This window comes from Arthrobacter sp. cf158 (assembly GCF_900106835.1).
Classification (GTDB): Bacteria; Actinomycetota; Actinomycetes; order Actinomycetales; family Micrococcaceae; genus Arthrobacter.
Genome location: NZ_FNNR01000012.1, coordinates 1 through 13,476 on the forward strand (window position 1 = coordinate 1; position 13,476 = coordinate 13,476).

General features: G+C 63.7%; 10 protein-coding genes and 1 rRNA gene. 1 reads left to right on the forward strand and 10 read right to left on the reverse strand.

Annotated elements, in window-relative coordinates; translation table 11 throughout:
* From BLW08_RS20360 to BLW08_RS20375, 4 genes are all read right to left on the reverse strand, one after another.
* Positions 1-90 (reverse strand): 16S ribosomal RNA (locus tag BLW08_RS20360); the annotation flags it as partial.
* Between the two features lie 933 nt (positions 91-1,023).
* A complete protein-coding gene (gene tyrS / locus BLW08_RS20365) occupies positions 1,024-2,334 on the reverse strand; it encodes a tyrosine--tRNA ligase (protein ID WP_091327663.1) in 1,311 nt (436 codons plus the stop codon).
* Between the two features lie 37 nt (positions 2,335-2,371).
* Positions 2,372-4,600, reverse strand: a complete 2,229-nt coding sequence (locus tag BLW08_RS20370) for a helicase domain-containing protein (protein WP_091327667.1) — start codon at positions 4,598-4,600, stop codon at positions 2,372-2,374.
* 122 nt (positions 4,601-4,722) lie between these two features.
* Complete coding sequence (locus tag BLW08_RS20375; protein ID WP_091327672.1) at positions 4,723-5,391, reverse strand: DNA-3-methyladenine glycosylase; 669 nt, start codon at positions 5,389-5,391, stop codon at positions 4,723-4,725.
* An 82-nt stretch (positions 5,392-5,473) separates the two neighbouring features.
* Between BLW08_RS20375 and BLW08_RS20380 the strand changes: the two genes are divergently transcribed.
* Positions 5,474-6,967 carry a DNA-3-methyladenine glycosylase 2 family protein gene (locus tag BLW08_RS20380; protein ID WP_090822565.1) on the forward strand — a complete coding sequence of 498 codons (1,494 nt, stop codon included), beginning with the start codon at positions 5,474-5,476 and terminating at the stop codon, positions 6,965-6,967.
* A 227-nt stretch (positions 6,968-7,194) separates the two neighbouring features.
* On the opposite strand, the gene BLW08_RS20385 is transcribed toward BLW08_RS20380, so the two are convergent.
* The 6 genes from BLW08_RS20385 to BLW08_RS20410 all read right to left on the reverse strand — a co-directional run bounded on the left by BLW08_RS20385 (position 7,195) and on the right by BLW08_RS20410 (position 13,470).
* On the reverse strand, positions 7,195-7,932 hold the full coding sequence (locus tag BLW08_RS20385; RefSeq protein ID WP_091327676.1) for a maleylpyruvate isomerase family mycothiol-dependent enzyme: 738 nt from the start codon (positions 7,930-7,932) through the stop codon (positions 7,195-7,197).
* A gap of 85 nt (positions 7,933-8,017) precedes the next feature.
* Positions 8,018-9,433 (reverse strand): argininosuccinate lyase, encoded by a 1,416-nt coding sequence (argH, locus tag BLW08_RS20390; RefSeq protein WP_091327679.1) that lies wholly within the window; start codon positions 9,431-9,433, stop codon positions 8,018-8,020.
* Entirely contained in the window at positions 9,433-10,638 is a 1,206-nt protein-coding gene (locus tag BLW08_RS20395; RefSeq protein ID WP_026541618.1) for an argininosuccinate synthase, read from the reverse strand. The genes argH and BLW08_RS20395 overlap by 1 nt, the downstream gene beginning before the upstream one ends.
* Before the next feature lie 71 nt (positions 10,639-10,709).
* A complete protein-coding gene (locus BLW08_RS20400; RefSeq protein ID WP_090822559.1) occupies positions 10,710-11,246 on the reverse strand; it encodes an arginine repressor in 537 nt (178 codons plus the stop codon).
* Positions 11,246-12,250 (reverse strand): ornithine carbamoyltransferase, encoded by a 1,005-nt coding sequence (gene argF / locus BLW08_RS20405; RefSeq protein WP_091327682.1) that lies wholly within the window; start codon positions 12,248-12,250, stop codon positions 11,246-11,248. The genes BLW08_RS20400 and argF overlap by 1 nt, the downstream gene beginning before the upstream one ends.
* Positions 12,247-13,470 carry an acetylornithine transaminase gene (locus tag BLW08_RS20410; RefSeq protein WP_091327837.1) on the reverse strand — a complete coding sequence of 408 codons (1,224 nt, stop codon included), beginning with the start codon at positions 13,468-13,470 and terminating at the stop codon, positions 12,247-12,249. Before BLW08_RS20410 ends, argF begins: the two co-directional genes overlap by 4 nt.
* Between the last annotated feature and the right edge of the window lie 6 nt (positions 13,471-13,476).

Genomic DNA, 13,476 nt, shown 5'->3' on the forward strand with positions numbered 1-13,476 from the left:
CACCCAGCAAGCTGGGCATCATCGTTCGACTTGCATGTGTTAAGCACGCCGCCAGCGTTCATCCTGAGCCAGGATCAAACTCTCCGTTGAAAAAAACAAATCAAACAGACACAACCACACCCACCGGAAATAACGGCGAACACGGCTGCACAAAATTCGAAACCAGCTGAAAACCAGACCACCACACACGGGGGTGCGCGACAATCCGGCCATAATTTCAACCAATCAAAAAACAATCGGTATCAACAAACTTGGCACACTATTGAGTTCTCAAACAACAGACACACCCGGCACCACCCACACCCACCAAAGGGTCCAAGATCGCTCCGGAGCAACTTTTCAAACTTACCCGAACCAGCCGCACAAAGCAAACCAGCACCAGGCCTCCCACACCACAACCGCAGCACACAAAAGCACTACCGAAACCGGCGATTTGAAGGGAGATTGTCGCTAACTTTCCGCATCAGCGGCGGCGACTCGAATAACTTTACACGCGCCCCACCCCCACACCAAATCCACCCCAACACCACCCAAAAACCCCGCAAACACACGCCAAACAAAGCAAACAACCCCCCAAAACAACCCCAAAACCACCAACACCAACCCCGTGAACCCCATCACACCACCCAAACCCCCACCCAACCCGCCCCCTCACACCAAACCCACCAACCGCCATCGAACACCAACCCGCCACCTCCGCCAACCCCACCAACCGCCGTCGAACACCAACCCCGGAAACCAACAACGCTCCCCCACCACAGTGAGAGAGCGTTGCCCAAAAAAGACCAAAACGTGAGAGAGGATCCCCCGAAAACCCCAAAAAGGTGAGAGAGCGTCGGAAGGGAAGGACGGGGAAAGGAAGCCAATGCGGGAGTATGTGGCGAGGGCGGAGACTGCGGCCACGCGCCTGCGGCCCGCCACTTCACAGGAACGCCCGCTCACCAGTCACGGACAGGGTCAGCGCAGAAGGGCCGGCAACCGTGACGGTTGCCGGCCCTTTCCGGGATTATGACCAGAGGACTCCTAGGCAGAAACCTCAATGGTGGCCAAGTTTTTCTTGCCGCGGCGCAGGAGCAAGTAGCGGCCGTGAAGCAGCTCGTCGCGGGAAACCACAGCATCGGGATCGGAGACCTTGGTGTTGTTTACGTAGGCGCCACCCTCGCCGACGGTCCGGCGTGCTGCCGACTTACTGTCCGACAGACCCGAGGCAACCAGGAGGTCAATGATCCCCAGTCCGTCGGCGCCGACGGTCGCCGAGGGAAGTTCCGCAGTAGCGGCTTCCAGCGTGCGCTCGTCCAGGACGGTGAGATCTCCGTTACCGAAAAGCGCAGCCGAGGCGGCGATGACTTTCTCGGTTGCATCTACGCCGTGCACCAAGGACGTGACTTCGAACGCAAGTTTCTTCTGGCCTTCGCGGGCAAACGGACGTTCCGCCACAGCTTCCCCGAGTGCCTCAATCTCTGCACGCGAAAGGAAAGTGAACACCTTGAGCCGATTCACGACGTCGGCATCAGCGGTGTTGAGCCAGAACTGGTAGAAGGTGTACGGGCTGCACATCTCCGGGTCCAGCCAGATGGCGTTGCCCTCGCTCTTGCCGAACTTGGTGCCGTCAGAGTTGGTGATGAGCGGCGTACCCATGGCGTGGACGCTCTTGCCTTCCACCTTGCGGATAAGTTCGGTTCCGCTGGTGAGGTTGCCCCACTGATCTGATCCGCCGGTCTGCAAGGCGCAACCGTAGTCGCGGAAGAGCTGGAGGTAGTCCATGCCCTGCAGGATCTGGTAGCTGAACTCGGTGTAGCTGATGCCTTCATCCGAGCTCAGGCGTGAAGCCACGGCATCCTTGCGGAGCATGGTGCCCACACGGAAGTGCTTGCCGATTTCACGCAGGAAGTCGATGGCGCTCAGGGGCGCTGTCCAGTCCAGGTTGTTGACCATGCGTGCAGAGTTGTCGCCCTCGAAGCTGAGGAAGCGCCGCACCTGGCCTTGCAGGTAGCCAACCCACTCCGCAACGGTGTCCTTGGTGTTCAAGGTGCGTTCCGCCGTCGGGCGCGGGTCGCCGATCAGGCCGGTGGATCCACCCACCAAACCGAGGGGCTTGTGACCGGCCAACTGCAGGCGCCGCATGACCAGCAACTGCACGAGGTTGCCCAGGTGCAGTGACGGAGCGGTGGGATCGAAGCCACAGTAATACGTGATCGGGTCCCCGGCGAGCAGCTTTTCCAGTTCCGTTTCATCAGTGGAAACGTGGACAAGGCCGCGCCATTTGAGCTCCTGCCAGACGTTGGCAAAGGCGGGATCGTTGTGCTGGGACTCGAGGTTGTTTACGTGTGACACGAGATCTAAGTTAGCAGGATTGCAGGTCCCGTTTTTCCTAGCGCTCGATGCCGGCCGGTACCGGAGCCGCAGCAATGAGACGCAGACGCTGCGTGGCCCTGGTCATCGCAACGTAGAGGTCGCCCACCTTGCCGTGTTCGTGGTTCAGCATCACTGCCGGTTCCAAGACCACCACGCCGTCGAATTCCAGTCCCTTGGCTTCCTTGGGGCTGATCACAACGATGTCCTGTTCGTAGCTGCCGGCGCCCGAACCAATACGTCGTCCATAGACCTCCCGCAGCGCAGCCGTGGCAAGCGGCAGCAGAGGACCGTCGGCGATGACAGCCAGCAGGCCACCGTCGATCGCTTCCACTTCCTCCGGCAGGACCTCAACCAAGCGCTTGATGATGCCATCCGCCTCGACGTGGTCCACAATGGGCGACCATTTGCCTTCGCGCACAGCCTTGGGTGCGGAGACGACGAGGCCTGCGCGGTTGGCCATGCGGACAGCGGCTTCCGCGATCTGCGACGGCGTGCGGTAGTTGACGGTGAGTTCTTCCAGCGTCCAGCGGTCACCGAACGACGGCGCCAGCGCGCTTTGCCACGAATTGGCACCTGCTGCTGCACTCGTTTGCGCGATGTCCCCGACGATGGTGAAGGACTTCAACGGGCAACGCCGCACCAACAGCCGCCACTGCATGGGGGACAGTTCCTGGGCTTCATCAACCACGATGTGGCCGAAAGCCCACGAACGGTCGCTCGTGGCGCGCTCGGCAGCGGTGAGCCGCCCCTCCCGTTCCTGGTTCTGTTCAGCGAGCTCTTCAGCCGTCACCAGGACGTCGACGCCCATGGCTTCCATGTTGGCCAGGGTTTGCTTGGCGTTGGCGAGGTCGCGGGCACGATCAGCTTCCTGCTGCGCCAATCCCCTGCCGGCGGCTGGATCGAGCTCGCCCAGCAGCTCGGCGGCCTCATCCAGCAGCGGAACGTCAGCCTCCGTCCAGGGTGCGTCGACGGGCCGCTGCAGCAGCGAACGCTGGGCGGGTGTCAGATGCGGCGTGCATGCCTCAAGGATGGCCGGCTTGCTGAAAAGCTCGGAAATGAGTTTCTCAGGCGTCATCGGCATCCAGCACAGGTTCAGCGCAATGCGGACATCCCGGGCAGACCGGACGTCCTCGGCGAGGTAGGCGCGATCGGCGTTGTTGCCGATGTTTGATTCTTCAACAAGGTCCGTCAATTGCTCCGTGAGCTCACGCAAAAGGATCTTGACGAACGTGAGCCGCGCTTCATTGTGCGGCTTGCCGGTGGCACGTGCTTTTTCCCTGGCACGACGAACCTGGCGAACCGTCAGTGTCAGCTTCCGCGAATCAACTTCGAGGATGCGGTCTTCTGCAGGCGTCCGTTGCCGGTTGGCTACAGCGTTTGCCACTACGGTTGCCATGTCCAACTTGCCCTTGAGCGCGGCAACATCGGCGTCTTCCTCGGGAATGGCGTGGATCCCGGGCATGAGGCGGCCGAGGCTGGCCATGACTACACCGGTCTCACCGAGCGAGGGCAGTACTCGTTCGATGTAATGCATGAAGGACGACGACGGCCCAACGAGCAGAACACCGGCGCTCTTGAGCCGCTCGCGGTGCGTGTACAACAAATAGGCCGCGCGGTGCAGGGCCACGGCGGTCTTGCCCGTGCCTGGACCACCCTGAACTACCAGGGCACCCGAGATGGAGGAACGAATGATCCGGTCCTGCTCGGACTGGATGGTGCCCACGATGTCCGACATGCGGCCGGTGCGCTTGGAGTTCAACGCAGCCAGCAGTGCGCCTTCGCCTTGCAGGGAATCATTGTCCGCGAGCATCCCGGCATCGAGGACGTCGTCCTCAATCGCTTTGACGTCACGTCCCTGCAGGATCAGGTGACGACGGCGGCGCACGCCTTGGCGGTCGAACGCGGTTGCCTGATAGAAGTGGCCGGCTTCGGGAGCGCGCCAGTCGACCATCAGCCGCTGAAGGTCCGCGGTGGACAGACCGATACGGCCGATGTACTGGGCCTCCCCCGAATCAAGATCGAGGCGCCCGAAGACCAAGCGGTCGTCGACGGCGTCGAGCTGGGCCAGTCGGTCTTCGTACAGTGCCGCGAAAGCGTCACGTTCGGAAACGTTCTGCATGGTTCCCACCGCGCCGGCCTTGCGCACCTGCGCCAGCTGGGCGCGCTTTTCTGCGCGCAGCTCATCGAGCCGGGCGTACAGCCCAGCCACATATTCCTGCTCGTGGACCAAATCAGCATCGTGCATCGAACCGTAACCCCTATCGCAAAAGACAGACCTACCATTCTACAGCGATTTTGGTAAACGCGTGGGGTACAAGTCATCAGCCGGACTGCGTCACACGAAGTTCTTCCTGCCGACGTGGAAAGTCAGCCAGCAGCCGGTGGGTTTCTTGGCCTGGCTGCCTTGTACCGGGACACCGTGGGGTCGTCCTCGATCCAGAATCTCCATGGATAGTCAGTGCTGCCGCCCGGGCCCGCTACCCCCACCCGCGGTCCGCTGGCCACTGCGGCAGCCGGAGTCGCAGGCAGCCACAGACTGAACGGTGCGGCGAGCGCGTCTCGGCCAGTGTCCGCCGTCGTGAGTCCCAGTGCGGCGGCGAGCCTGGCTGGTCCGCTGGCTAAATCCTTCGCCGATTTGGATGCTGGCCTGCGGATTCCGGCGAGCCCTTCGCCTTCCACGATCTCGCCGGCGCGCAGGAGGAGCGCGGAGGGGGCGCCATGGGGCCCGCACACAATATTGGCGCAGTAATGCATTCCGTACGTGAAGTAGACGTACAGGAATCCCGGCGGGCCGAACATGGGCGCGTTGCGGGCCGTGGGGCCGCCAAAAGTATGCGAACCAGGATCGGGATGTTCGGAATCCCGGGGTCCCATATAGGCCTCCACCTCCGTGAGCCTGACCGAGACTGGCCCCGCCTCCGAATGATGGGTCAGCACAGCGCCAAGGAAAAGCGGGGCGATGAGGCGGGCGTCGCCGTTGAGGAAACGACTCACTTCTTTCGGCTCAGTTACGCTGCTCTCCGTAGACGAACTCATCCCCAGACCCTAGCAAAACACGGTAACGGCCATGTCCGATTTCCGCTAGCAAACGCCCTCGGACGGCTGGCAGGATGAAGCCATGGACTTCTGGCAGCGCTACAGGGCGATCGACGCTCGCGACACACGGTTTGACGGTCAATTCTTCACGGCCGTGAGCTCCACCGGCATCTACTGCCGGCCGTCGTGCCCGGCGCGGACGCCCAAGGCTGAGAACGTCACCTTTTACGAAACTTCTGCCGCTGCGCACGATGCCGGCTATCGCGCCTGCAAACGATGTTTGCCCGAGGCCGTTCCGGGAACGCCTGCCTGGAACATCCGCTCGGACATCGCCGGCCGCGCCATGCGGCTGATCAACGACGGCGTCATCACCCGAGAAGGAGTTGATGGGCTGGCGCATCGCCTGGGCTACTCCGCACGTCAGCTCAACCGCATTCTCAGCCATGAACTGGGCGCCGGTCCTCTGTCCCTCGCGCGGGCAAGCAGGGCGCAGACCGCCAGGACACTGCTTGTCTCCACCACCATGTTGCTTGCCGACGTCGCGTTCGCGTCCGGGTTCAACAGCGTTCGGCAGTTCAACGAGACCATCGGGGAGGTGTTCGCGATGACCCCGACGGCGTTGCGGGCCACAGGGGCAAAGTCCAGCCAGCGCCGGGGCCGGGAGGGGGCGGTGTCGATGGAAGCGCCCGCCACACTGACACTGAACTTGCCTTATAGAGAACCGTTCGACCCCGGCATCTTCGACTTCCTGGGCGTTCGTGCCGTACCCGGCATCGAAGTGGCCAGCACCTCTGCGGACGGAACCAGAACCTATGCACGAACCCTGCGACTCCCGCGCGGCAACGCTTCCTTCTCCGTTGCGTTCAATCCCACGGCCCCCGGCAGGCCACTGCAACTCACAGCCACGGCCGTGGACCTGCACGATCTCCCTGCGTTGTTGAGCCGGGCGCGGAGATTGTTCGACCTCGACGCGGACCCGCAGGCGATCGACACCGCACTGGCAGCGGACCCCCGCCTCAAGGACAGCGTCACCGTGATTGCTGGCATTCGAGTGCCGGGAGCCGTCGACCCCCAGGAACTGCTCATCCGGGCCATGATCGGTCAGCAAATCACCGTGGCCGCGGCACGGACCGCCCTGACCCAATTGTCAGCGGCCGGCGCCCCCGCCGACGCGACTGCCCTTGGGCTGAACCGGATGTTTCCGACACCAGCGGAACTCGCCCAGAATGGCCGGGCCCTGCTCCGAGGGCCCCAGCGCCGCATCGACTCGATCGTGTCCGCAGCTGAGGCAATGGCTACGGGGGAACTGGAGTTCGGCTATGGCGACGACCTTCCCAGCCTTGAACGCAAGCTGCTCCCCTTGCCCGGAGTGGGTCCCTGGACGGTAGGGTACGTCGCCATGCGGGTGCTCGGCTCCCCCGATGTCTTCCTGGCCAACGATGCCGCTGTGCGGAACGGCGTGAAGACTCTGCCCGCCAGGGCAGGACTCAGTGCCGACTTCCGGGAAGTCAGCCCGTGGCGCTCTTACGCCACGATGCACCTGTGGCGGGCAGCGGCAAAACCCAAGAACCCGTAGCGGGCCAACCCTCCCGCAACGAGTTGGCGTGCCCACCGCCGCCGGGTGCCGACGTCGTGCCGTCGTGCGACACCGGCGAGTGAGAGAGCGTTCGCACCAACAAGCAATTCGGTGAGAGAGGGTCGGCACCAACAAGCAAAAAGGTGAGAGAGGGTCGGCACCAACAAGCAATTAGGTGAGAGAGCGTTCGCACCAACAAGCAATTAGGTGAGAGAGGGTCCGGGGTGTTAGCGGGCTGCCGGCTGGGCGGCCGGCCACGGAAGAAGCTCGGGCAGTTCGACGCCGTCGGCGGCTGCGGTTGCGCGGAGGCTCCCGAGACTCGGCTCACGGCCCGCGAGCCACGCAGCAATGTCCGTGAGCATGCCCGTAATCGCAATGGACGTGCCGCCGCTGCCAATGCTCAGTTGTGGAAGGCCTGTGGGCTGCAGGACCAGTTTGTAGGTCCGCGGCACACGCGCGGCCAGGAAACTGATGAGGTGCTCGCAGAACGGCCGGCTCCACGTCTCCGGTCCGAAGCCCAATCGCAGGTCCGATGCGTGGATGGTGAGTTCGCGCCACAGTGCCAGCCCGCCGTCGAAGACTATTCCGTCCCTGTAGGCGATGTGGGCTTGCCAATCGTCCGGACCCAAGGCGTCAAAGGCGGCGATGGCGGACCCGACCGCAGTTTTGACCGACTCCGTATGCTGCGCGAGGCTGTGCCCGGCGGCAAGTTCGATCGCCTTCGTTCGGCCGTCCATACCGCCGTCGTACAGTTCCACGGTTTCGCCGCGGCGTGCGTACTCCAGTTGCCGGGCCATGGCGTTGGAAATACCGGCAAGGTGGGCAAGGACGTGGCCACGGGTCCAGCCTGGAAGTTCCGACGGTTCGGCGACGGATGATTCCTCCAGCTTGGAGAGCAGGCGTGTGACGGTGTCAGCGGCTTTGTGAAGCTCTGCGGGCAGCGCCCCAGGGGTGATCTGAGTCATAGCGCCATGTTAACGCACAGCGGGGCGGCACCTCGCGATGCTCTGCCCGAAGGCATTGCTGCGATGTACCGCCCCGGCTGTCGTTCTAACTGGCGTAGGAACGTACTGCGTCCAGTTCCGCTTCCAGGGCCGCCAGCTGGCGTTCGACGGCGGCTGGTGCCGTCCCGCCCTGCGAATTGCGGCTGTTGAGCGAACCTTCGGTGCTCAGTACGCTGCGTACCTCGGGAGTCAGGTGCTCAGAGATTGCCGCGTATTCCTCGTCCGTCAGGTCCCACAGTTCCACGCCACGGCTTTCGGCCTGCTTAACGGCAGCACCGGAAAGCTCGTGCGCCTCACGGAAGGGAACGCCCTGACGGACAAGCCATTCCGCGATGTCCGTGGCCAAGGCGAAACCTTGAGGGGCCAGGGACTCCATGCGCTCGGTGTTGAACGTGAGCGTGGCGATCATTCCGGACACAGCCGGGAGCAGCAGCTCCAAGGTGTCGGCAGCATCGAAGACCGGTTCCTTGTCCTCCTGCAGATCGCGGTTGTACGCGAGTGGCAAGCCCTTGAGCGTGGCCAGCAAACCGGTCAGATTGCCGATGAGGCGTCCTGCCTTGCCGCGGGCCAGCTCGGCGACGTCCGGGTTCTTCTTCTGCGGCATGATCGAGGACCCCGTGGAGTATGAATCATGCAGCGTGACGAAGGAGAACTCCTTGGTTGCCCAGAAGATGACTTCCTCTGAAATCCGGGACAGATCCACGCCAATCATGGAACAGACCCAGGCGAACTCAGCGAAGACATCGCGGGACGCGGTGCCGTCGATGGAGTTGTGGACGGCAGAGAAGAAGCCCAGATCAGCGGCAACAGCCTCAGGGTCCAGGCCGAGGGACGAACCAGCCAACGCACCCGAACCATAGGGTGAAACACCAGCACGCTTGTCCCAGTCCTGGAGACGCTGAACGTCGCGAAGCAAAGCCCAGGCATGCGCCAGAAGGTGGTGGCTCAGCAGGACCGGCTGTGCATGTTGCAAGTGTGTCCGGCCGGGCATGGCGACGCCGTGGTGGGCCTTGGCCTGCTCAACGAGGGCATCAATGGTGGCTAGGACACCGCTGGCGACGATCCGGGCGTGGTCGCGCAGGAACATGCGGCCCAGCGTGGCCACCTGGTCATTGCGGGAACGTCCGGCCCGGAGCTTGCCGCCCAGCTGGGTACCGGCACGCTCAATCAGCCCGCGTTCCAGTGACCCGTGCACGTCCTCGTCGCTCTCAGCCGGGAGGTAGGCGCCGCTGGCGACGTCCTCATCCAGCTGGGTGAGGGCGGCGAGCATGCCTTCGAGCTCGACGTCGTCCAAGAGACCGGCCTTGGCCAACACGCGGGCGTGGGCCTTGGAACCGGCGATGTCGTAGCGGGCAAGCCGCCAGTCAAAGTGGGTGGACTTGCTCAGAGCAGCCAGCGCATCTGCCGGGCCGCCGGCGAACCGGCCGCCCCACAGTGCACCCTCGTTTGTTGCGGACGTCATTACTGCCCTGCGACGCGGAGGTCGCGGCCCGAGGCAACCTTGGAGGACATGCCCCACAGCTCGATGAAGCCACGTGCCATGGACTGGTCGAAAGTGTCGCCGGTGTCGTAGGTGGCGAGGTCGAAGTCGTAGAGCGAGGTCTCGGAGCGACGACCGTTGACGATTGCCTGGCCACCGTGGAGAACCATGCGGATGTCACCGGAAACGTACTGCTGGGTGTCTTCGATGAAGGCATCCAGGGAGCGCTTCAGCGGGGAGAACCACTGTCCGTCGTAAACCAGCTCGGACCAGCGCTGGCCAACCGTGGCCTTGAAGCGGGCCTGCTCGCGCTCGATGGTGATGTCCTCGAGGTGCTTGTGCGCGGTGATCAGCGCCATGGCACCCGGGGCCTCGTAGATTTCGCGGGACTTGATGCCCACAAGGCGGTCCTCGACGACGTCGATGCGGCCAACGCCCTGAGCGCCTGCACGGCGGTTCAGTTCCTGGATGGCCTGCAGCGGGGTGACCTTCACGCCGTCGATGGCTACCGGAACACCGGCCTGGAAGGAGATGGTGACCTCATCCGGTGCCGGCGGGAATTCCGGGGTGGCGGTGTAGTCGTAGATGTCCTTGGTGGGAGCGTTCCAGATGTCCTCGAGGTAACCGGTTTCGACAGCGCGTCCCCAGACGTTCTGGTCGATCGAGTACGGGTTCTTCTTGGTGGTCTCGATCGGCAGTCCCTTTTCCTCGGCGAAGGCGATGGCCTTGTCGCGGGTCAGGGCGAGGTCGCGGACCGGTGCGATGCACTTCAGGTCCGGGCCGAGGGTCTGGATGCCAACTTCGAAGCGGACCTGGTCGTTACCCTTGCCGGTGCAGCCGTGGGCAACCGTGGTGGCGCCGAATTCGCGGGCAGCCTTCACGAGGTGCTTCACGATGACCGGGCGCGAGATGGCCGAAACCAACGGGTAGTGGCCCTGGTAGAGGGCGTTGGCCTTCAGGGTGGGCATGGCGTACTCGTTGGCGAACTCATCGCGGGCGTCGGCCACGTAGGCTTCGACGGCGCCGCAGCCGAGGGCGCGCTGGCGGATGGTCTCCAGGGACTCGCCACCCTGTCCAACATCGACGGCCACAGCGATGACCTCGGCGCCGGTGGCTTCACCGATCCAGCCGATGGCTACGGACGTATCAAGGCCACCGGAGTAGGCCAAAACAATGCGCTCAGTCACGAGAGTGCTCCTTTGTTGTTACTTGGTTCATGTGAATCAATGCTGTGTAAATCGATGCTGCTGAAATGCAGTTAGTTGCCGGGTCCGGCTTCCTCGGCCATGCGCAGGAATCTGGCTGCCAGTTCAGCCCCGCCGTCAGGATCGCGGGCGACCAACAGCAAAGTGTCGTCGCCTGCGATCGTACCCAATACGGACGGCATCACCGAGTGGTCAACGGCAAGGGCCAGGAAGTTGGCGGCTCCCGGCGGAGTCCGCAGCACCACGATGTTGCCCGAGGCCTCCGCTGTCACCAGAAGTTCCCCGCACAAACGTGACAGGCGCGCGTCAAGGATTTCCTGGGTGACACCGCTTTTCGCATTGCGGTCCCCGCCTTCACCCGGCACGGCATAGACCAGTGCGCCTTCCTTGCCACGAACCCTCACCGCGCCAAGCTCCACAAGGTCACGGGACAGTGTGGCTTGGGTGACCTGAACGCCGTCGTCCGCCAGCAGGGCTGCAAGCTCTGCTTGGGAACGCACGGACTCGCCCGTCAGGATCGCGGTGATACGGGCCTGGCGGGCGGTCTTGGTGGCCGGGCTGGCACCCGGCACGGACGGATTGGTGGACACTAGAACGTGCTCTCCCCTGTACCTTCAACGGGCGAAAGTCCGTCCACGAAGGCCAGCCCCGAGCGATGCATCAACCACGCCATCAGCGCCTTCTGGGCGTGGAGACGGTTTTCCGCCTCGTCCCAGACAATCGACTGGGGGCCGTCAATGACACCGGCGGAAATCTCGTAGCCGCGGTAAGCCGGCAGGCAGTGAAGCACGACGGCGTCCGGCGCGGCTTGCGCCATGGCGGCCTCATCCACCGAGTATTCCCGGAACAGCAGCATCCGGGCCTCCTTCTCGGCTTCCTGTCCCATGGAGACCCAGGTGTCCGTGGCCACGACGTCAGCGCCTTTAAGCGCCTCTGCGGCGTCGCTGGTAATCAGCACAGAACCGCCGGTCTCAGCGGCCCGTTCTTCCGCGGCAGCAACGATTTCCGCGGCCGGGAGATATCCCTCGGGGCCGGAGATCCGGACGTGCATTCCGGCAGTGACGCCGGCAAGCAGGTACGAGTTGGCCATGTTGTTGGCCGCATCCCCCAGGTACGCCATGGACAATCCTGCAAGCTCACCCTTGTGCTCCTTGACGGCAAGGAGGTCAGCGAGGAGCTGGCACGGGTGGTAGTCATCGCACAATGCGTTGATCACGGGGACCTCGGAGTTCTCCGCCATGGCCACCAGGCCCGAGTGGGCACCTGTCCGCCACACGATGGTGGACACCATGCGCTCAAGGACTTTCGCTGTGTCCTCTACGGACTCCTTGTGGCCGATCTGCGCCTCACCCGGATTAATGATGAGCGCGTTGCCGCCCATGTCCGCAATGCCAGTAGCGAACGACACGCGCGTTCGAGTGGAGGTCTTGTCGAAGATCACGGCGACGGTTTTGCGGCCGTTCCCTTCGGCGGCGAAAGGCTGCACGCTGTACGGCGCGGCTTTCATCCGGATGGCGAGATCCAGAACTTCGGCCTGCTCAGCCGGGCTCAGGTCCGTGTCCTTGAGGAAGTGACGGGTGGTGGAAGTGCTCACTGTGCGTCCTTAGCGGTGTGGGCCGTAGCCGTAGCGATCAGCGTGGGCAGGGCGCCCAGGAAACGGTCCGCCTGCTCGATGGTCAGAATCAGCGGAGGAGCCAAGCGGATAGTCCGGGGCCCGGGGCTGTTGACGATGAAGCCGGCATCCAAGGCCGCCGTCACCATGGCGGCTGCGATGTCCGCCTCAAGGTCGAAGCCGATCAGGAGGCCTTCACCGCGTACTTCGGTGACACCCTCGACGCCGGCCAGTCCGTCCCGCAGATGCGTTCCGACAGTCAGCACGTTCTGCAACACACCTTGGCTTTCGATCGCGTGCAGCGTCGCCAGGGCGGCAGCCGTGGCCACCGGGTTTCCACCGAAAGTGGTGCCGTGCTGCCCGGCGGAGAGCAGGGCCGACGTCGTACGTCCGAAGGTGATCAAGGCACCTACCGGGAAGCCGCCGCCGAGGCCTTTGGCCAGTGTGACGGCGTCGGGCACGATTCCCGCGTCTTCGCTCGCCAGCCATTTGCCGGTGCGGCCGATGCCGGTCTGGACCTCATCGAGGATCAACAACGCACCAGCCGCGGTGGTGGCCTCGCGGGCAGCTTGCAGGTACTCGGTACTCAACGGCCGGACGCCCGCTTCGCCCTGGATGGGTTCCAGGAAGACAGCTGCGGTGGAATCGTCGACGGCGGCACGCAGGGCCTCGATGTCACCGAACGGGATGTGGACCACGCCACCGGGCAGTGGTTCGAACGGAGCACGGTAAGCCTTTTTGGCCGTGAGCGCCAAGGCGCCCATGGTGCGGCCGTGGAAGGCGCCTTCGAGGGCGATGATCTTGGTGCGCTTGCCGTCCGGGTTGTTCCTGCGGGCCAGTTTAAACGCAGCCTCGTTGGCCTCAGTGCCGGAGTTGGCGAAGAACACCTTGGAACCGGCAGGTGCCTTGCTGATGGCCAGCAGCTTCTCAGCCAGTGCGATCTGCGTGGGGCTGGTGAAGAAGTTGGAGACATGGCCCAGAGTGGCGAGCTGGCTGGAAATCACCGAGGTGACAAACGGGTGGGCGTGGCCCAAAGCGTTCACGGCAATGCCGCCCAGGAGGTCCAGGTATTCCTTGCCATCGGCGTCCCACACCAGGCAACCGGCGCCGCGGACCAGTACCCGTTGCGGGGTTCCGAAAACGCCCATGAGCGAGGACGAATAGCGGGCAAGCCAGTCAGCACCATTGCTCACCCCAGTCATGACGGA